The organism is Salinisphaera sp. (assembly GCF_035690525.1).
GTDB lineage: Bacteria > Pseudomonadota > Gammaproteobacteria > Nevskiales > Salinisphaeraceae > Salinisphaera.
In genome coordinates, this window is the sequence record NZ_DASSKM010000022.1 from 1 (window position 1) to 19,427 (window position 19,427).

15 protein-coding genes and 1 riboswitch are annotated in these 19,427 nt (G+C 63.6%); of the genes, 2 read left to right on the forward strand and 13 right to left on the reverse strand.

Annotated features, from left to right (window positions below; translation table 11 throughout):
- The 7 genes from prsT to VFJ08_RS01500 all read right to left on the reverse strand — a co-directional run.
- The coding region (gene prsT, locus VFJ08_RS01470) for an XrtA/PEP-CTERM system TPR-repeat protein PrsT (protein WP_324994418.1) at positions 1 to 2,410 on the reverse strand (2,410 nt) is incomplete at its 3' end.
- A gap of 7 nt (positions 2,411 to 2,417) precedes the next feature.
- Complete coding sequence (gene prsR / locus VFJ08_RS01475) at positions 2,418 to 3,779, reverse strand: PEP-CTERM-box response regulator transcription factor (RefSeq protein ID WP_324994421.1); 1,362 nt, start codon at positions 3,777 to 3,779, stop codon at positions 2,418 to 2,420.
- Positions 3,776 to 5,875 carry an XrtA/PEP-CTERM system histidine kinase PrsK gene (gene prsK, locus VFJ08_RS01480; protein ID WP_324994423.1) on the reverse strand — a complete coding sequence of 700 codons (2,100 nt, stop codon included), beginning with the start codon at positions 5,873 to 5,875 and terminating at the stop codon, positions 3,776 to 3,778. The genes prsR and prsK overlap by 4 nt, the downstream gene beginning before the upstream one ends.
- Positions 5,876 to 5,920: 45 nt before the next feature.
- On the reverse strand, positions 5,921 to 7,327 hold the full coding sequence (locus VFJ08_RS01485; RefSeq protein ID WP_324994425.1) for a TIGR03013 family XrtA/PEP-CTERM system glycosyltransferase: 1,407 nt from the start codon (positions 7,325 to 7,327) through the stop codon (positions 5,921 to 5,923).
- A 624-nt stretch (positions 7,328 to 7,951) separates the two neighbouring features.
- Positions 7,952 to 8,275, reverse strand: coding sequence for a PEP-CTERM sorting domain-containing protein (locus VFJ08_RS01490; protein WP_324994427.1), 324 nt, complete (start codon positions 8,273 to 8,275; stop codon positions 7,952 to 7,954).
- 165 nt (positions 8,276 to 8,440) lie between these two features.
- Positions 8,441 to 9,517, reverse strand: a complete 1,077-nt coding sequence (gene wecB / locus VFJ08_RS01495) for a non-hydrolyzing UDP-N-acetylglucosamine 2-epimerase (protein WP_349256929.1) — start codon at positions 9,515 to 9,517, stop codon at positions 8,441 to 8,443.
- Positions 9,518 to 9,894: 377 nt separating this feature from the next.
- Complete coding sequence (locus VFJ08_RS01500; protein ID WP_324994430.1) at positions 9,895 to 11,961, reverse strand: hypothetical protein; 2,067 nt, start codon at positions 11,959 to 11,961, stop codon at positions 9,895 to 9,897.
- On the opposite strand from VFJ08_RS01500, the gene VFJ08_RS01505 reads away from it, so the two are divergent.
- Complete coding sequence (locus tag VFJ08_RS01505) at positions 11,960 to 12,391, forward strand: hypothetical protein (RefSeq protein WP_324994431.1); 432 nt, start codon at positions 11,960 to 11,962, stop codon at positions 12,389 to 12,391. The two genes, VFJ08_RS01500 and VFJ08_RS01505, sit on opposite strands and share 2 nt — an antisense overlap.
- Positions 12,348 to 12,440: riboswitch (cyclic di-GMP riboswitch) on the reverse strand. (Overlaps the previous gene by 44 nt.)
- A gap of 300 nt (positions 12,441 to 12,740) precedes the next feature.
- On the opposite strand, the gene VFJ08_RS01510 is transcribed toward VFJ08_RS01505, so the two are convergent.
- The 4 genes from VFJ08_RS01510 to hldE form a co-directional block, all read right to left on the reverse strand.
- Positions 12,741 to 13,505 (reverse strand): PEP-CTERM sorting domain-containing protein, encoded by a 765-nt coding sequence (locus VFJ08_RS01510; RefSeq protein WP_324994434.1) that lies wholly within the window; start codon positions 13,503 to 13,505, stop codon positions 12,741 to 12,743.
- On the reverse strand, positions 13,486 to 13,692 hold the full coding sequence (locus VFJ08_RS01515; protein WP_324994435.1) for a hypothetical protein: 207 nt from the start codon (positions 13,690 to 13,692) through the stop codon (positions 13,486 to 13,488). The genes VFJ08_RS01510 and VFJ08_RS01515 overlap by 20 nt, the downstream gene beginning before the upstream one ends.
- Before the next feature lie 189 nt (positions 13,693 to 13,881).
- Entirely contained in the window at positions 13,882 to 15,168 is a 1,287-nt protein-coding gene (locus tag VFJ08_RS01520; RefSeq protein WP_324994437.1) for a 3-deoxy-D-manno-octulosonic acid transferase, read from the reverse strand.
- Positions 15,169 to 15,246: 78 nt separating this feature from the next.
- Entirely contained in the window at positions 15,247 to 16,695 is a 1,449-nt protein-coding gene (gene hldE / locus VFJ08_RS01525; RefSeq protein WP_324994439.1) for a bifunctional D-glycero-beta-D-manno-heptose-7-phosphate kinase/D-glycero-beta-D-manno-heptose 1-phosphate adenylyltransferase HldE, read from the reverse strand.
- Between the two features lie 123 nt (positions 16,696 to 16,818).
- On the opposite strand from hldE, the gene VFJ08_RS01530 reads away from it, so the two are divergent.
- Positions 16,819 to 17,784 carry a hypothetical protein gene (locus tag VFJ08_RS01530; RefSeq protein ID WP_324994441.1) on the forward strand — a complete coding sequence of 322 codons (966 nt, stop codon included), beginning with the start codon at positions 16,819 to 16,821 and terminating at the stop codon, positions 17,782 to 17,784.
- Here VFJ08_RS01530 and VFJ08_RS01535 read toward each other — a convergent pair.
- On the reverse strand, positions 17,748 to 18,557 hold the full coding sequence (locus tag VFJ08_RS01535) for a 3-deoxy-D-manno-octulosonic acid kinase (protein ID WP_324994443.1): 810 nt from the start codon (positions 18,555 to 18,557) through the stop codon (positions 17,748 to 17,750). The two genes, VFJ08_RS01530 and VFJ08_RS01535, sit on opposite strands and share 37 nt — an antisense overlap.
- Positions 18,558 to 18,742: 185 nt before the next feature.
- Positions 18,743 to 19,174, reverse strand: a complete 432-nt coding sequence (locus VFJ08_RS01540) for a hypothetical protein (protein ID WP_324994445.1) — start codon at positions 19,172 to 19,174, stop codon at positions 18,743 to 18,745.
- Positions 19,175 to 19,427 lie beyond the last annotated feature (253 nt).

A 19,427-nucleotide genomic window follows, 5' to 3' on the forward strand; every position in this document is an offset into this window, starting at 1 on the left:
TGGTGGGCTTATCGTGGCCCTGGTACCAGCTCGCCAGCCGCAACGCCACAGCGGCATCGCCGGGAGCCCTGTCCAGCCACTGCGCGAGCGGCTTGGCCGGATCGTCCAGTCCGCCGGCCTTGCGGGTTTCGAACATGGCCACGGCCAAACGTTTGCTCGGCTGTTTCCGATACGCCTCGGCGTAGGCGGCATCGGCCTTTCGGTATTGCCGGGCCCTGCGCAGGACGTCGCCGTCCAGCACATCGGCCGCGAAGTCGTGGCCGGCGGTGCGTAAATCGAAAATCTGTTTCCGGGCGGCGTCGATATTGCCGGCGCGGGCTTCCGCGAGCGCAAGAAAACCGGCCGCCGACCAGAAATCCGGCGCGTCGCGACGAATCTGGCGCAATTGATCGATCGCCTTCTGCACCTGCCCGTGCGAAAGTTCGACCTTGGCCACATCGAGCGCGAACTCGGGTCGGTCGGGCGCCTTGTCCGCGGCCTGCGCCAGCGTGTCGAGACCGGCGTCGGTCTGGCCGCTCATCAGTTGCGCCACCCCTTTCAGATGCAGCCAGTCGGCAACCTTGTCGGTCGCGTCGAGCTGGTCATCGATCACGGCCTGGGCTTGGTCGGCCTGGCCGCTGGCGAGGTAGGTGCGGGCCAACGCCTGCTTGAGCTTGTCCGCCTTGGGCTGACGCTCGATCGCGGACTGCAGCAGATCGATGCCTTGCTGCGTGTCGCCGGCGCGGGCATGGAGACCGGCGAGCGCGAGCGTCAGCCCGGTATCGTCGGGATGCGCGCGCTGCAACGGTTCCAAATACTGAATCGCGTCGTCGTAGCGGCCGCGCCGTGCGGCCAGCCCGGCCTGGGCGCGCACCACCGACGCATCGTCGGGGTCGGCTTGATGCGCCTTGGCCAGCACGTCGGCGGCGTCGTCATAGCGCCCGGCGGCGACATAGCTTTGCGCCAGCAGCGCGCGCGGCTCGGCGTCGTCGGGGTTGTTCTTCGCCAGCGCCTCGGCGTGCTGAATCGCGCCGTTGTAGTCGCCGGTCGCCAACGCGATACGTACGCGGGCGACGGCCACCGCCCGGCGCTGGCTGTCCGTGGTCGGCTCGATCTTGGACAACACGGTTTGGGCCGCGGTTTCGCTGCCCATCTGCGCCAGCGAGCGGGCGAGGTCCAGCTGTAACGAGATATTGGCCAGGCTGTTGTCCTGCGCGTTGCCGGCTTGCTCCTGCTTGAGCTGTGCTACGACGTCCGCCAGGGCCTCGTGCAGCCCCGGCTGGTCGGGATGACGCTGATAGGCCTGCTGCAACAGATCGCGGGCCTGTTCGTCTTGATCCTGCGCCATCCACAGGCCGGCCTGCAGACGCAGCGCGGCCATATCGTCCGGTGCGCGTGACAGAACCCGGGTCAAAAACGGCTGGGCCGCCTGCGGCTGCCCCTGGGCGATCCGAATCCAGGCCATCAGCGTCATGCTGCGCAAATTATGGGGGGTGACGTTGAGCGTGGCCTGCACATGATTCGCCGCGTCCCGATACTCGCCCCGGCGGATGTCCATCAAGGCTTGCAGATAGTTGCCGAACGGATTGTGCTGATTCGCGGCGAGAATCGCGTCGATGTTCTTCTGGGCGGCCTCGGCATCCCCGGTGCGCAGCTGACAATCGGCGAGCAGCGCACGCGCGCTCTGCTGCTGCGACCCGGTCATCGCGCCGTCGGCCACCTGCAATGCATGACTCAGCCGACTGATGGCCTGGCCGCAGCGATTGGACCGGAAATCGAGCTGTCCGAGCGCGACCAGCGCGCCGACATCGTCGGGATGGGCGGACACCGCCTTGGAGAGCGCCGAATGCGCGGCCGCCACATCGCCGGCTTGCAGCGCGAGCCGTGCCTGACCCTGCAGTGCATCCGACAGCCCGGGCTCGATCGACAACGCGGCCGCATAGGCCTGGCCGGCCCGATCGCGATGGCCGAGCCCGGCCTGGGCGTCGCCGCGTAGGCTGGCGGCCAGCGCCCGTACGTGATCGGGCGCGTTTTGCGGCACAGCTTGCAGCGTCTTGAGCGCTTTTTCGTACTGCCCGTTGGCCACCAACGCGCGCCCGAACGGCAGCGCCAGGGCCGCCGCCGGTTGCCCGTTGGCCTTGGCTTGTTTGAACTGGTGAATGGCGTCTTCGTATTTGCGATTGGCCAGCGAGGTATGCCCCAGCAGCGCCCAGGCGTCACCGTTGTCCGGATGCTCGCGCAGCACGGTTTTCAGCTGCACTTCGGCGGCGTGATAATCCTGCTCCTGATACGCTTGGCGCGCCTTGTCCACCCTTTGCTCCGGCGACGAGAACGAGCAACCGGCCACCAACATGGCGCCGGCCAGACAAAGCGGCACGACCCGTATCATCTCCCGGATCGACGGGCGTCGGTAAAAAATCGTCTCGTCCATGGTCCCTCTAATTGGATTCGATCCCGTGCTTACGCATGAGATCGTAAATGGCGGGTCGCGACACGCCCAGGAACCGTGCCGCCTTGGAAATATTGCCGTCGGCCCGGGCCAGGCTTTTCTCGAGCGCGCTGCGTTCGGCCACATCGCGGACCTGGCGCAGATTGAGCTGGCCATCGTCGCTGTCCTCGACCGGGTGCACGAGCCCCATGTCCGCGGCATCGATCAGCTTGCCCTCGGCCAGGATCACGGCGCGATTGACCCGGTGTTCCAGTTCGCGGACATTGCCGGGCCAATCGTGGTACTCGATCGCGGCCAGCGCCTCCGGCGCGAATCCGCGCAGCGCCCGGCCATGCTCCTTGTTGGCCTTGTCGAAAAGCGCCTTGGCGATGGCGATGGCATCGCTGTCGCGTTCGCGTAGCGGCGGTATCCGGATCGTGATTTCGGCGATCCGGTAGTACAAATCTTCGCGGAATTCGCCTTCGGCGATCAGCGACTCCAGATCGCGGTGGGTCGCGCAGACCACACGCGCATTGACCGGAATTTCGTGGCGCCCGCCGACCCGCTCGATCACGCGCTCCTGGAGAAAGCGCAGCAGCTTGGCCTGCAGGCTGTGCGCCATGTCGCCGATTTCGTCAAGAAACAGCGTGCCGCCCTCGGCGAGCTCGATCTTGCCGAGCGTCTGTTTCTGTGCCCCGGTGAACGCGCCCTTCTCGTAGCCGAACAACTCGCTTTCGAGCAAATGTTCGGGAATGGCGGCGCAGTTGATGGCCACGAAGGGCTGTTCGGCGCGCGGGCTGAGCCGGTGCAGGGCCCGGGCGAGCACTTCTTTGCCGGAGCCGGTGTCGCCCTGGAGCAGCGTGGTCGCGCTGGTCGGCGCGATTTTTTCGATCTGGCGCACGATTCGCCGCATGGATTCGCTGGTCGCGATCAATCCATGCAGCGGACGGTCGGCATTTGACCTGAGCTGCCGGTTTTGGCGTTCGAGCTGCCAGATATGAAAGGCGCGCTGAATGATCAGTTCGAGCACCTGGATCTCGACCGGCTTCTGGTAGAAATCGTAGGCGCCGGCGGCGACCGCCTTGATCGCGCTGCTCTCGTCGCCGTTGCCGGTAACCACCACGACCTTGGTGGCCGGCGCGAGCCGCAGGATGTCGGACAGCGCGCGCATGCCTTCCTCGATCCCCTCGGCGTCGGGCGGCAGACCGAGATCGAGCAGCACGACCTGCGGCTCATGGCGGCGAATCTGGTCGATCGCGCTGTTACGGTCCTCGGCGAACACTGGTTCGTAGGCCTCGAAGCTCCAGCGCAGCTGTCGCGTCAATCCCGGATCATCCTCGACGATCAGCAGTCGTTCGGCCGCTGCATTCATGGCTCAGGTTCTCCCCTCGACCGGTCCACCGCATCGCCGACCACCGGCAACACCATCGCAAATCGCGTGCCCTCGCCCGGCGTGCTGTCAACAAAGACATCCCCGCCGGCCGCACGCGCGAAATCCCGGACCTGATAGGCCCCGATACCCATGCCGCGCGTGGACTTCGTGCTCACGAACGGCTGGAACAGAGAGTCGCGAATGAAGGCCGCGCTCATGCCCTCGCCGTCATCGGTGACGGCGATCTCGATACCACTGTCGCATGTCCGGGTCTGGATATCGACATGCCCGTCGTCGCCGGTCGCATCCTGCGCATTGCGCACCAGGTGGCGCAGCACCATGATCAACCGATCGCGATCGGTATTGACCACCGCTGCGCTTTTCGCGCCGCGGCGCACCGGGACCGGGCGGGTATTCGCCAATTCGTCGATCAGGTGTTCAATCGCGGTGTCGACATCCACGCGCTCGGCGCGGTTGTCCGAACGCGACACCTTCCGCAACTGGCTGAGCACGCCTCGCATGCGGGTCACGGAATTGTCGATGGTCGCGATCATGTCGTCGACGAACGCCGGGTTGTGCTTGTGCCGCTCGGCGTTTTCCAGCATCAAGGACTGCTGCCCGGCGATATTTTTCAAGTCGTGCATCAAAAAGGCGGTCAACCGATTGAACGCCTCGAACTGGCGCGCCTGGGTCAAGGCGCGGTTGGCCTCCTGGTAATCCAGATAGACGCCGATCTGCTGGGCGAACGCCTTGAGCAGATCGATCTCCTCCCAGTTAAGATCGAATCTGGCCCGCGGCTCGGCGAGCACCATGAAACCCACCAGTCGGCGCGGCCCCGCGAACAGCGGAATAATCAAACGTGAGCGCTCGAGCGCAAGAAACCAGGCCGGCAATTCCAGCCCTTCGTACTTGGCGGGCTCGGCCTGGTATTCGATGCGATCGACCACCCAACCCATCTTCGCCAGGTAAAGCGCCAGTGTCCCGTCGAGTGACTCGGACACATCGGCGGCCGCCATGTTCCATTCCGCAACGCAGGTAAAGCGTCCGTCGCGCGCCAGCCAGAGCGCGCCCGCCGGGCTGTCCACCGGCTGCGCGATCGCCCGGATCGCGCGCTCGTAGACATCGATGTCGTCGTCATCGCGGCCTAGGCGACGCGTGAGCGCCAGCCATTGCTCCCGATAGTCGTAGCGGTAGGACAACAGATGCTTGTGCAACAGCACCCGGGCATGGCCGCGCACCTGCCCGGACAAAAAGAAGATGACGAGTAGCAGCGTGGCGGTGATGGTGAACAACAGCGCGCCGACCTCGGCCCAGCTGCTGTCGAACCGCCGGATATAGACACTGCCGCCGGCCACCGCCATCAGATAGCCACCGGCGACGATCAACGCCCCGGTACGGAAGATGGCCTGATGCGATACGCTGAGCCGCGCCGACCACTGCGCGTTTCTTGCCGCGGCGAGACCGATCAGGGGCACCACCAGAGCGTTGACCGCGCCGCGCGCGCTCCATACCGACAACGCGATATGGTGCGCGGCCAGCGCGCCGGTATACATGACGAAGTCGTAGGCGAACAGCGTGGTCAGCGCGATACACAAGTATTTGACCGCCCAGCGCGCGTCGAGCCCGCTGGCTCGGTAGGTCTGCTCGACCAGCACCAATCCGTACAGACTCATCGCGATCGCCCCGAGCGCGAAGGCCACGCTGTGGCCGGTGAGCATGTGTCCCGTCGAGTCGAGGACGCGCCACCCGAGACAACCGATCGTAACGGCGGGGATCGCGACCGCGAACCCGCGCAGCCAGCGATGCCGCCGGGAGCCGGCGGTCGTCGGCATCACCCACGCGGCTGTCATCAGCCACAGCCCGGTGCGCACGGTTTCGACAAGATCCAACAGCGGCCCTTCGATCGACAGCAGCGGCGCCACCGCCAGCAGCACGAACCACAGGCCGGTTATCGCGCTGGCGGCCACCAGAAGCCGAAACGCGGCATGCCGCGCCGGCACGCCCACCGCAATGAAAACGGTCAGCCCGATAAAGGCCAGCGCGCCGACGCCGTTCGACAACAGCCAGATCTGGGTGACGTTGAGATCGGGAAACACGCGCAAGCCGCCGCGATCAGCCGGGCGCGGCGCGGCGAAGGACCCTCACCGGCTGCCCTTGCGAAACAGCACGACCTCGATCGTGTTGACGAGAATCAGCAGATCGAGAAACAGGCTGCGATTTTTCACGTAGTAGAGATCGAGTTGCAGCTTGCCGTTGGCATCGTCGTCGGAAGCCCCGTAGGGGTAACCCAACTGGGCCCAGCCGGTCACGCCGGGCTTGACGCATTCGCGCACCCGGTAATACGGCAGAATCGTGATCAGATGTTTAACAAACTCGGGGCGCTCGGGGCGCGGCCCGACCAGGCTCATATCGCCGATGAACACGTTCCATAGCTGCGGTAATTCGTCGATACGCAATTTGCGGATGATATGGCCGACCCGGGTGATCCGAGGGTCGTCCTGCGACGCCCACTGTGGGCCCGTCACCGCCTCGGCATCAGTGCGCATACTGCGGAACTTGTAGATCGGGTATTCGCGGCCGCTCAAACCCACACGCGCCTGCCGAAACAAGACCGGAGCAGTCAGGCCGTCCTCGATTTTGATCGCGATCGCGGCGACGACCATGAAAGGCCACAACACCAGCAGCAATACCAGCGACGCCACCAGATCGAGCAGACGCTTGAGTACGTTGTCGAACGCGCTGTAGCGGAACCCGTGCGAGAAAATGATCCAACCCGGCTGCAGGAGCTCGGTCTTCACCTTCCCGGTCTGGCGCTCGTAGAACGTGAGCATGTCGACCACATTGATTCCCGATACGCGGCAATCGATGAGCGCATCGGCCGGGAAGTTCTGTCTACGGTCATCCATCGCCACCACGATCTCGTCAATCTCGTGCCGGCGGACATAATCGGACAGCGGGACATCGATACGGCATTGCAGCGACTCGTCGACCTTGACCGGTTCGTCGTCGATCACGGCGCACCCGACAAGCTTGAACAGCGAATGGTCGCTGCGACGCCGCATGAATGCGAGCAGCTCCGCCGCGTTGTCGCCCGCGCCGTAGAACAGCACACGCCACGGCGCCGATCGCTGGTCGACCGTGGCATGAAAGATCATCTGCGCCGCGCCGACGCCGATCAGGGACAAGAGTAGCGTCAGCGCGAACACGCCGCGTCCGAGATACAGCCCGGGCAGGATATAATAGATGATCACCGCGAGCACCGCGCCAAAAACGAACGCGACGACCACACGAACGAACAGCGCCAGATACCGGTTTTCGCGCTGCGGGCGGTAGAGGCCCATGGCGCTCAGGCAAAGCAGCATGATGACCGCATAGCCGACGGCCTTGAGCGTCATCAACGGGTAATCGTTGATCACACTCTGGTCCGCGGTGATATAGCGGATATTGACCGCCGCGAAGACCGATCCGACGAGAAATAGCAGGTGCAGCACGCCCAGCAAGACGAACTTGATGTGGACGTGGTGATTGAAAATACGAAGCGTATTCATGAATCCCCAGACGTAAACAACACGGCGCGCGACCAGCCGGCGGCTGCACCGTCACGCGCGAATCATCCTCGATGATCGGTTTTAACGCGCGCGCAATTCGTGTTCGCGCTTGCTCGGCGAAGCCGCGGCGACCGGGCCGTGTTCGGAATACTATCGTAATTGACGAAGATTCTGTGCCGATGCGTTAAATTTTTCGACGAATTTCGGCCGCCGGACAGGCTGGGTCATGATGCCGGGCTTGTAGCGCCTTTTTGCGCGGCAAACCGCCCGCACAATTTGCGCAAAAATAGCGCCGAACAAATTCAATCGCTTGGCAATCGCTTAGCAGCCGCGTAGCGCTTACCTAGACACCGGCCCCAAATTTCAAGCCACGCTCGCGCAACTCCTCGCCGCGCCGATAAATTCGCAAATTCATGACGTTGGGCAGAGTCTCATGAAACTGACAGAATTGCCGACAGCCGTAATGACGCGGTCGACCTAACGATTCGGTCGACGCCGGCGGCGTCCCGGCTGAATGCGCGCAATAAAAAGCCCTCGGCGCCGGCGAGTGGCACCGAGGGCGTACGATTACCCGCGCGCCGGGTCACTGCGCCCAGCGCCGCGAGATCGAATCAATCGTTAGGGTCAGACGTGGGTCAGTCGCGCGCGACGGCGGCGGCGCGATGCCACGCCCATGCCGATCATGGCCAAGCCAAGGCCGAACATGCCCCAGGTCGCCGGTTCCGGCACATCGCGGCTACTGCTATAGCCACCGATGCCGCTACCGTGAAAGCCACTCACGTGCTGGTAGTTCGATCCGTAGGACAGCAAATACCCCGCACCCTGAGGCACCGAATCTTGGCCCGATTGGGCGAACGCCATCGGCGCTACGCCGAGGCACAGCACGAGGGCCGCCACCCGGACGATCGAACGGGTATGGCGGGATTGACGATTGAGCGTGTTTTTCATTGGAAAAACTCCAGTCCGCACAGATTCACTTTGTCTGAGCGAAGAGTATAACAAGTTTTTTGCCGCATTCAGTATTGCACACCTCTGCCGCCGTGGTACGCCGCCGTATCGATTTCAACTTGTTTGTTTTCCCGACACCGTATCAGGCAATACCCTAGGATAGAGTCAACTGTGTTGCCGCAAACTGGCTACGATCCGTTCGGCGGCGCGTCCGTCCCATAGCGGCGGCGCCACGTGACGCTTTTCGCCGGCGCTTGTCGATGCCAACGCGCTATGGGCCGCGTCGGCGAGTTGCTCGGTTCGCACCAACTGGTTGGTGCCCTGAGTCAGGGTTATAGGACGCTCGGTGGTATCTCGTACCGTAAGGCAGGGAATGCCGAGATAGGTCGTTTCTTCCTGCATTCCGCCGGAATCGGTGATGGCGATTGCGGCACCGGTGAGCAGGTTCATGAAGTTCACATATCCCTGCGGCTCGATGACATGCACGCCGGCGCATCGGTCCAGACGTTCCAGAAGCTCTGCCCGCTCGAGCCGGGCACGGGTCCGTGGATGTATCGGAAAAACCAGGGGCAAATCCGTACTCAGGCGCACGAGCGTATCGACCAACGCCGACAGGCGCGTCGGATCATCGACGTTCGACGGCCGGTGCAGAGTAACCACCGCATAACCGCCGACGGCCAAACCCAGCAGTTCGCGTGCGTTAGCGCCCTCGATGCGGGCGCGCATGAACTCGAAGGTGTCGATCATGACGTTCCCGACGAAATCCACGCGCGCCTCGGGAATGCCTTCGGCGCGGAGATTCTCGTTCGCATCGGCCGATGGCGTCCACAGCAAATCGGCGATCGCATCGGTCACGATTCGGTTGATTTCCTCGGGCATTTCGCGATCGCGGCTGCGCAACCCCGCCTCGACATGCCCGACACATATGCCGAGCTTGGTCGCGGCCAGCGAGCAGGCCAGCGTGGCGTTGACATCGCCAACCACAACCGTCCAATCCGGGCGTTCGTCGATACAGGCTTTTTCGTACGCCATCAACGTACGCCCCGTCTGTTCGGCGTGGCTGCCCCCACCGATGCCGAGATGCAAATCGGGCGCCGGTATGCCGAGATCGGCGAGAAAGGCGCCCGACATATTTTGGTCGTAATGCTGCCCCGTGTGTACCAGCCTTAAATCGCACCAACTAGCATGCGAAAGCACGCGATGAATCGGCGCCGCCTTCATGAAATTGGGGCGCGCGGCCATCACCAGGTCGATCGCAATCACGGTTTTCTTAAGAGCCTGTTCATAATCCTAACGACGCCGCGCCGGCGGCTATTTTTTCGCAAGGCCAGGCGCAGCGAGCGTAGTGTAGCCCAGCTACATAAGCGAGTTGCAACGCAGAATTGCGGAAAAATAGCCGCCGGCCCTTCGGGTTGCAGTCCAAAATCGCGCCATCCGGCGTTGCAGGGCTAGACCGCAGAATGACTGCGGCCGGCGCCCTGCGCCTTGGCTGACACGATTTTGGGCCGCAACGCGGGGCCGTTAGAATCATGAACAGGCTCTACCCCTCGGCATATTCAAGACAGCCACATTACCAGCGCAAGGTTCGCACGAGAAATGCCTCCCCCTGCCGAGAACGCCTAGTTCACCGAACGCGGAACGACCGCGAAGTTCGCGTAGTTGGCATAGTCCGGTTTAGCGGATCGGTTGGCGAATCGCCTCCAGGCTTCATCCGTGTTGTCCGCGTTACTGTCCACCGCCGCGGCTAGGCCAATCTGAAAATTGGCGGGGAACCCGGTCGGCGACGTTGGGAAACCGTCCATTTCGCCGATCTGTCGGTGCCCCCCGCCCGAGTTCAGTTCGTTGATCATGGCCTGCGAGTTGCACTTGAGCCCCACCAGGTTCGGAAAGCTCGCCTTATAAACCTGGTCGAGGCTGGTATAGAGTGGCGAGTTGTCGCTGTCGCGAACCCGAAGCGTATAGGCCGAGGCCAGCAGCCAGCAAAAGCCGCCATCGGCCGTCGCCATTCGTCCGAGCTGGAACGGCGCCAGCCAGTTGAGCAGGCGCTTGGCCCCGGGAACCTGCTGTTCGGCCGCGTGTCCCACCGCCCAGGTAAAGAAATCCGCTTGCCACGGCGGTATTTTGACGTGGTGCCCGCTCGGATAGTGAACGGCGCCATAGCTGTCCAGCGTATGCAGCGGGTGGCCGGGGTCATCGACATAACTGTCGAGATAGTCCTGAACGATGTAATTGATCTGGTCGACAAAGTACGACTTCATCGGGTCGTTGTCGGGCGTCGCGAATGCCGCGTTGGATATGGTCCGCAACTCCCAAGCCTGGCCCCGGACTTGCAGACTGGCCTGCAACAGCCGCCCCTTGCCGTATCGGCGATACTTGGGATTGGCCCAGAGTTGGTCGTAGCTGGCCTCGAATTGCAACTCCTCAAGATAATAGAAATCGCCGGTCACCAGATACGGCAAATAGCCGATCGAGGGCTGATGAGCGATATTGAACCGGTTCGGGTTGCCGCAGTCGCCGCTACAGGACGGTAATAAATCCTTCTGATACGCCTCACCTGCATGTCGGGCGTGGTTTATATCAGCGATCGTGACGTAGGGATGATCGTCGATTCGCAGCGGCCGGCCGGTCGCCGCATCGCGGTAATGGAATCCGTAGCTGCCGACGGCATCGTCGTTGGCCAGCATCCAGTTGAACGCGCGCCGATCACCGGAGACGGCAAAGGTCGATGTCCATTGCGGCAGCGGCCCAATCGCGGGCTGCGCGCCGGTCGCCCCCATGTCCGGAGTCTGATCGAGATGGCGCATCGGCACCGCCTGCTGCGGCCGGCTGTCGAGAAAATCTTCGCTCGGCTCGAGGTCGGCGTAGCGGGATATCGCACGCGATTTCTGAAGATATTCGATCGACGGCTGCACATACAGCTCGGGATCGCCCCGGCTCCAGAGCACCCGGTGCCAGCGTGCCTGCGTATAGTGCTCGAGATTCTCGATCGAATACGACGATTGACCCACCGTAAGCCGCGCGTCGTAGGCCACGTTCGACGGCGAGACGTTATACGTGAGGTCGTTCTCGATCACCGTATCCACGCGCACGTTGTCGACGGAGCCGTTCGCGCCGCGGTAAGCCCGCACATTGAAATACACGCGCAGCCGCGGCGCGACGCGGTTACCGCTCGTCAACTCGGCTGGAACGATCCACTCGCTGGCCAGCCCGCCGGCAAGCCAGCGCTTGCAACTCACTTCGCCCCAGGCCGGACAATTCGCGCTCTGGGCGACCTGCGCCAACGCATCGCGGGCATCCGCAGTATACGTTGTGCCGTCGAGTTTGATCCGGACCCGGGCGCTGAAATTGCTGCCGAGCAGGTCGGACAGCGATACCGGGTTCAGCCCCGAGTCGGCATTGCCCGCCGCCGCATACAGCTCGACTGCCCGCGCCTCGCCACTGGCCGGCGCCGCGAGTTGAATGGTGATAACGCCGTGGCGTAGCGAGCCGTCCGACCAAGTCGCCTTGCGATCGACCTGCGTGGGCAATCTCTTGCCGCCGGCCATTGCCACCACATGCTGAGCGGCGCCGACATCGCCATCGGCGAAAACCTGACCAAACGTTACATCGGCGACGCCGGAAGAAATCCCGTTGCCGTAGTTCCGCACACTGATCTCGGTGATATAGCGTGTGGCGCCATCGCCCATGTTCGATGGCTTGTTGTTGCCACCGGCGCTGGCTGATCCACTGGCCGGCTCACCAGCTGAATCGCTGGTCGAATCCCCGGTTGATTCGCTGTCTGAATCGCCGGTCGAGTCATCAGCCGAATCGTTGGCCGCATCGCCGGAACTGTCGTCCGGTTTTACGCTGGCGGTCTGTTTGCTTGATGTACTGCCGCTCCCATCATCGTCATCCCCGCCGGACCCCCCGCCGCAGCCCCCGACAGCCATAGTGAGAATGGCGCAAAACAGCATGATCGCAACGCGATTGAACATGGACCGGTCCCCTTTACATGAGGATTCCGTCGGCTGTGCGAACCAGACGGCACACTGCGGAATCTTGAATAATCAAAATTCGCCGTCTGGCTTCGACCAGCGGCAACCCGGCGGTCATGGCGCGCTATTGAGCACGCTTTAGATCCGTGGCTTTGCGTCACCGCCTTTCGACGGCTTTGCCTTTGTCCTAAAATCGAGTCGAACAATACGTTGATACGCGCAACATGCACGAACAACGAAATCTTAAATCTCAAGTAATAGCGCCGAAGGTCTGCTAATGATCCGAATCGCTCGGTTTTCGGCTTCTAACCCAAGATCAAACACGAGCGGCTGACGGAGCGACACCTACAGCCGTTCCCGTAAACCACTACGCAATCTCCCCTAACTCAAATGCACCCTAACCCAGTGTGCCGGCGAAGTCTATACCCGTTCGTCAGCCCGAAGGGTGCCCCGAATCGATCCGCGCGGCGGCAAGCTCGAACGTCAGCCGTTTAGATGTCGCGCTTCTGCAGACGACGGGCGGCAAAGCCGATCATCAACAGGCCGATACCGAGCATCGCGATCGAGGACGGCTCCGGGACCGGCCGGACCGACTCGACGGTCGCCACATAATCCTGATAGTCGTTGTCGGTGCCGTCTTCCCAGCCGAACAGATACTCGTTCATTAGCAGCGTGCCGCTGTTGTCGCCCTGGTAGCCGACCATACGGTCTTCGCCACCGTTGAGATCGCTGTCCGAGTAATAGGTGTTGCCGCCGATCGTCAGGAAGTAGCCGAATATGCTTGAACCGAAGTTCTCGGTTTGTACGTTCGTTACATCCACCGGATTGCTGACATCTTGGGTATAAGCCATAAAGTTGCCGTTCCCCAGATAACTCAAGAAACCCTTCGTATTCATATCGCTGTTCGCGCCAATCGCCGAACCGCCGTAGAGCAGATTCAGCTTGATCGACGTATCGTAGATGCTGTAGACGCCGAACGTGGCGTTGTCATAGTTCGCCGTCCAAGTCGCCTGGAGCACGCTGTTGCTGCTGCCGTTGGCGCCGCCCGTCCAATGCGCATTATTGACCTGCGGCGAATTGGCATCCAAATCGGCGAATAGCGCCCCGTTGCCGTTGCTGGGTGTGTTGGCGATCTCGTACAGCGACGGCTCGCCGTTGTTCACGTTGGTATTGACATCGATCTGGCTGGCGAACGCGGGGCCGGCGAAAGCCAGAGCAGCGACGACAGCGGCCGAACTATAGAACATTTTTTTCATTTTCAACTTCCTGTTTAGATACCCCAGGCCGAAACATGATTCGGCTGATGCCCAACATGCAATCAGCGTGCCATATCTTATTTTCTTTATATTTTAAACAGGTTGAAAATTCATCGACACGGGCCACGATCATTTTGGAAAATTTTCCGACAGCTTCTCCCGAATACGTACTACGGCTGTCGGCCATGGCTTCAATTTGGCATCATCAAAAGCGTAAACTATTGTTTTATAATAGCGCGCTTAGCGCACGGCTCCCGATCATGCGTACAAGCGCCGTCAATTTTTTCGACAGATTTGAATACGACGGCATATTATTGCTGGACGATCGAATAGGCCAACATATCAAAGTCGTCATAAGAGTCGCCGTTGCGTTCGATCATTCGCGCGCGGCGAGCAACGTGCCGATGCGCTCGCTCGTTCGCGCGAGCGCGCCCCGGTGCGAAGCCGCGATCCCGGCCAAACGCTGCCCGGCCAACCGCCGGTTGGTCTCGTCGTTCAGCCAGCCCATGCTCAGCCAGGCGACCTCCGTCGCGTCCCGGGCGATCGCGGCGCCGCCGGCTTCGATCATCGGCGTCATCGCTTCCCGCCAGGCCGCGATATCGCTGCCGGTGACGAAAACACAGGCCGCCGCCGCCGGTTCGATAACGTTGTGCCCGCCGATACGGCTGGTCAGGCTGCCACCGACGAACGCGACATCGGCCAGGCCGTAGAACAGATCGAGTTCGCCGAGCGTATCGGCGAGCACGATATCGGTATGCGTGTCGACCGCTTCGCCCAGGCTCCGGCGTACATAACGCCACCGGCTGTCCTGCAACAACCGCTCGACCGTGTCAAAACGCTGCGGATGACGGGGCGCAAGAATCCAGAGTAGATTCGGATGCCGGGCGCGCAGCATCGCGAAGGCATCGAGCAGACGCGCTTCTTCCGGCGCGTGGGTACTGGCCGCGAGCCATACCGGGCGCCGGACGGCTTGCCAGCGCTGCCGAAGCGCGAGCGCGGCCGAGCGCGCCCGTGCGTTGTCGGCGCGATCGTATTTTAGATTGCCGACGACCTCGACCACGTCCGCCGGCGCGCCGGCCGCGATAAAACGTTCGGCATGGACCGGCTCGGCCGCGGCGATGAGCGCGAAGCGGGCCAGCATGAAGCGCGCCGCCAAGGCAACCGGCCATTGCCGATAGCGCGCCGCCGAACGCGCCGACAAGCTCGCATTGACCAGCGCCAGCGGTACGCCCGCGCGCTCCGCGGCGGCCACGAGATTCGGCCAGAGTTCGGTTTCGGCCAGTACGCCGATGATCGGCCGTGTTCGCCGGAAAAAACGGCGCGTGGCATCGGGCGTGTCCAGCGGCAGATAAGCCAAATCGACGCGATCGCCGAGCCGGCGCCGGGCCTCGTCGCGACCGGTGGGGGTGAAGGTGGTCAGCAGGACGCGATAATCCGGATGGCATTCGATGAGCGCCTCGACCAGCGGCGCGACCAGAATCACCTCGCCGACCGAAGCCGCATGCACCCAGAGCGGCCGGCCGTCACGCGGCTCGGCGAACCCGAGCCGTTCGCGCCAATGCCGCCGATAGGCCGCCTCGGCCCGCCCACGCCAGAAGAAGTACGCGAACACCGGCGGCGCCAGCAGATACGTCGCGGCGCCGTAGACCCAGCGCCAAATCATACGCCGCCCCGCCACACCCGGTCGCGCGCGGCCGCCCACCTGCCGGCGCCGGCTTGGCGGTCGATCGCCATGCGGCCTTCAGCCGTCGTCACCGCGGCGCAGGCGCTCCACGATGGCCGTGGTGGAAAAACCCGATACGAAATCCAGCGTGCGCACCTCGCCGCCGGCCTCGAGAACGCAGCGGCCGCCGGCAATCTCTTCGACGCTATAATCGCCGCCCTTGACCAACACGTCCGGCAACAGCCGACAGATCAGCCGCTCCGGCGTGTCCCCGGCAAACGGCACGACCCAATCGACCGCGGCCAGGCCGCGCAGCACCTGCATACGGTGCGACAGATCGTTGAGCGGCCGGCCCGCGCCCTTGAGCCGCGCCACCGAGGCATCGTCGTTAACCGCGACCACCAGCCAGTCGCCGAGCGCGCGCGCCGCCTCCAAATAAGCGATATGCCCCGGATGGAGCAGATCGAAGCAACCGTTGGTCATCACGATACGCTCGCCGCGCGCACGCGCCTGAACGAACCACTGCGCCAGCGTGTCCTCGTCGATTATGCCGTGATCGCCGCTGCGCTGAGCGTGCGCGGCGCCTTGGAGCTCGACCGGGCTGACCGTGGCCGTACCCAGCTTGCCGACCACGATGCCGGCGGCCAAGTTGGCCGCCGCCGCCGCCTCCGACAAGCCGAGCCCCGCGCCCAGCCCGGCGCCGACCATGGCGATCACGGTATCGCCGGCGCCGGTGACATCGAACACCTCGCGCGCCCGCGCCGGCAAATGCAGATCGCCGTCGGCGGCAAACAGGTTCATGCCTTTTTCGCTACGCGTGACCAGCAGCGCGTCGAGATCCAACTCATGGCGTGTCTTCGCCGCCTGCTCGGCCAGCCAGCGATCGGCCTCATTTTCACCCGGGCGGTGGCCGACATGGGCTTCGAACTCGGCGGCATTCGGCGTGATCAGGCTGGCCCCCGCATAGCGCCGCCAGTCGCGGCCCTTCGGGTCCACCAGCACCGGCACGCCCGCAGCGCGCGCGCGCTGGATGATACCGGCCACATCCGCCAGGGTGCCCTTGCCGTAATCGGAACAGATCACGACGTCGGTCGCCGCCAGCGCGGCGTCCACCCGCGCGAGCAAGGCGGTGCGGTCGAACGCGCCGTCGAGCGCGAACGAACGTTCGAAATCCAGCCGAATGAGCTGCTGATTGCGGCTGACGACCCGCAACTTGGCGATCGTGGGATGGTCCGGGCTTGCCGCCAGATCGTCCTCGATGCCCGCATCGGCGAGCAGCCGGCGGGTGGCCGCGCCCGGCTCGTCGGCGCCGATCACGCCGATCAAGCGCGTGCGCGCGCCGACCCGGGCCAAGTTGAGCGCCACGTTCGCCGCCCCGCCGAGCCGCCGTTCCTCGTCGCCGATACGCACCACCGGAACCGGGGCCTCGGGCGAGATTCGACCGGTATCGCCGTACCAGTAGCGATCGAGCATGATATCGCCGACGACCAACACGCGCGCCTCGGCAAACGACGGAATCGAATCCATCCGGGGTTTCTTCAAGAGCTTGTTTCGCGCATGATACAAGGGCCTGTTGCCATTTTATACGACGCCGCGCCGGTTCGAACCGACAACGGCGGCAGGCGGCGCACGGCGGCCTGTTTGGGTGGAATGGCAGTTTCCGACTTCGAAGATACCGACAACCCGCGTCTCATCGCTCCACGTTACTGGCCGAGCTGGCTGTTGATGGGCCTTGGCTGGCTGCTCAGCCAACTGCCCTATCGCCTGCAGATGGGCCTCGGCGCCGGGCTCGGCCGGATCGCCGCCCGTATCGTGCCCGCCCGGCGCCGCGTAGCCGATATCAACCTCAAGCTCTGCTACCCCGGGCTGGCGGACGCCGAACGGCGAAAACTGCTCGATGCGCATTTCCGCTCGGTCGGCCGGGGCGCTCTCGAGACCGGGATCTGCTGGTGGGGCAGCCAGGCCAAGGTGGATCGACTGGCGCACGTGGAAGGGTTGCATCATCTGGAGGATGCGGCCACCCGCGGACGCGGCATCATTTTGTTGTCCGCGCACACCACCTCGCTCGAACTCGGCGTGCGCATGGCGCAGAAATATATGGCCGAGCTGGGCTTTACCACCACCGCCATGTACAAACCGCCGCGGGACCCGGTGGTCGAACGGGTGATGCGCACCCGGCGCGAAGCCCATATCGGCGGGGCGAGCATCGCGGACAACGATGTGGTCGCCCTGCTCGCCGCGCTGCGCCGGGGCGACGCCGTGTGGTACGCGGCCGATCAGAAGGCGGGCAAACGCCTGAGCGTGGTGGTGGACTTCTTCGGCCAGCCCGCGCGCACGCACGTCGCGATCAGCCGCATGGCGAAAATGACCAAAGCCGCGGTCATTCCGTTCTTCACCATGCGCCGCGCCGACGGCAAAGGCTATCGGCTGATCATCAAACCGCCGCTGACCGATTTTCCCAGCGGCGACGAGGCCGCCGACGCCCGCCAGATCAACGCCGTCATCGAATCGGTGGTCAACGAGGATCCGGCTCAGTATTTCTGGCTACACCAGCGCTTCAAACGCAAGGGGTTCGATCCCTACGCCCGTGCCGTGACGGCCAAGGCGGACCGATAGCCGCCGGTCAACGCGCTCCAGTCTTGCTCGACCAGGCGGAATTCGGGCTGTTGGGATGCGAACTTATCCAGCGAACGCCGTAGCCGGGCCAGATTCGCCTGTCGCCAGCGGCCAGCGGGCCGAAACCGGGCGCGATCGAAATCGATGATATGAAACGCCCGGCCGCTATCCGCCACCAGTATGTTCCGGGCGTTGAGGTCAGCATGCCATACCCCGGCGTCGTGCAGCGCCGCAATCGCCCGGCCTAGACGCCGCCAGTCGGCCGTGCACAGCGCCTGCCGGGTAAGCCGGTCCGCCAGCGTCTCCGTATCCGGGATGGCCTCGATAATCAGGTCCGCCCGGTACCATGCGCCCCGACGACGCACGGCCTGCGCGGCGATCGGGCGCGGCACCTTCAGGCCCCGCCGATGCAAAACGTCGAGCAGGCGAAATTCGCGCAACGGACGCGTGCGTAGGGCGCCGGTCCAGAAGTAGTGATCACGATTGAGATGGGCGAGTATGCCGCCGCGCCGATAATGCCGCAGGACCCAATCCTGATTCGCGCCGGCCCGCAGGAAATAAGCCGCCCCGCGCCCCGTCGCCTCGGACACGAGCGCGCGGCGCGAGCGCCAGTACGCCGGATCGAAATGCTCGCGTTCCGGCGCCGCGGTATCGAAGAAGGCCGGTTGCCAGATGACGACACGGCCGTCCCGCGCGCGAATCATCGGCGCCGCGATATCGCCGGATGTATCGCCGGATGAAGACGGGGAGTCGGACAAGAAAGATCCTGACATCGGGCTCGACACCTGATCGCGGATACCGCGACCGCGGTCGAGCTATGTATCGCAGCCGATGTTACAGGATACACAGCCATCCCGGCTCGACCGCGGTTCGGTCCCGGCGGCCACGGCTCAAAAAAAGCCGGAGCCGGGTTTCCCCGACACCGGCTTCATAACGGCGGCTGCCGATCAGGCGCAGTTTACGAGCCGCCGCCCGAGGACATACCGCTGTCGTTCGACATGCCATTGTCGGACATCGTGCCGCCCGAGGACATGCCGCTGCCGTTCGACATACCATTGCCGGACATCGTGCCGCCCGAGGGCATGCCGCTGCCGTTCGACATGCCGTTGCCGGACATCGTACCGCCCGAGGACATGCCGCTGCCGCTCGACATGCCGTTGTCGGACATCGTGCCACCCGAGGACATGCCGCTGCCGCTCGACATACCGTTACCGGACATCGTGCCGCCCGAAGACATGCCGCTGCCGCTCGACATGCCGTTGTCGGACATCGTGCCGCCCGAGGACATATCCGTGCCGGAAGCGGCCATGCCGAGCCCGCTAAAGGCGAGGGCGCCAACCGCGACCACGGCGAAGAGTGTCGGTTTCACGAAATCATGCTTGAATCGCATAAGTGAACTCCTTGTGATGAAAGCGCGCGAGTCGTTCGCAACGCGTGCATATTCGGTTTCGAAGAACCGCTTTCAATAAAAACAAAGAAACGGTTTTCCAAATACCCGGGAAGTCACTTAGGGCCTGTTGCCGTTTCATACGGCACCGCGTTGCGACCCCAAATCGTGTCAGCCAAGGCGCAGAGCGCCGGCCTTGGCACTCCAAGGTCAAGCTCTGCAACGCTGGCTGGCGCCCTTGTTTAACTTTCAAGGG

Bases quoted from the DNA above. Each gene is read 5' to 3' on its own strand.
- wecB (WP_349256929.1), bottom strand. From the start codon at position 9,517: ATGGCCGCGCGCCCCAATTTCATGAAGGCGGCGCCGATTCATCGCGTG.
- VFJ08_RS01485 (WP_324994425.1), bottom strand. From the start codon at position 7,327: ATGAATACGCTTCGTATTTTCAATCACCACGTCCACATCAAGTTCGTC.
- VFJ08_RS01530 (WP_324994441.1), top strand. From the start codon at position 16,819: ATGGCAGTTTCCGACTTCGAAGATACCGACAACCCGCGTCTCATCGCT.
- VFJ08_RS01515 (WP_324994435.1), bottom strand. From the start codon at position 13,692: ATGGCCGACAGCCGTAGTACGTATTCGGGAGAAGCTGTCGGAAAATTT.
- VFJ08_RS01540 (WP_324994445.1), bottom strand. From the start codon at position 19,174: ATGCGATTCAAGCATGATTTCGTGAAACCGACACTCTTCGCCGTGGTC.
- VFJ08_RS01500 (WP_324994430.1), bottom strand. From the start codon at position 11,961: ATGGGCGATGGCGCCACACGCTATATCACCGAGATCAGTGTGCGGAAC.
- VFJ08_RS01520 (WP_324994437.1), bottom strand. From the start codon at position 15,168: ATGATTTGGCGCTGGGTCTACGGCGCCGCGACGTATCTGCTGGCGCCG.
- VFJ08_RS01505 (WP_324994431.1), top strand. From the start codon at position 11,960: ATGTTCGATGGCTTGTTGTTGCCACCGGCGCTGGCTGATCCACTGGCC.
- hldE (WP_324994439.1), bottom strand. From the start codon at position 16,695: ATGGATTCGATTCCGTCGTTTGCCGAGGCGCGCGTGTTGGTCGTCGGC.
- VFJ08_RS01490 (WP_324994427.1), bottom strand. From the start codon at position 8,275: ATGAAAAACACGCTCAATCGTCAATCCCGCCATACCCGTTCGATCGTC.
- VFJ08_RS01535 (WP_324994443.1), bottom strand. From the start codon at position 18,557: ATGTCAGGATCTTTCTTGTCCGACTCCCCGTCTTCATCCGGCGATACA.
- prsR (WP_324994421.1), bottom strand. From the start codon at position 3,779: ATGAATGCAGCGGCCGAACGACTGCTGATCGTCGAGGATGATCCGGGA.
- VFJ08_RS01510 (WP_324994434.1), bottom strand. From the start codon at position 13,505: ATGAAAAAAATGTTCTATAGTTCGGCCGCTGTCGTCGCTGCTCTGGCT.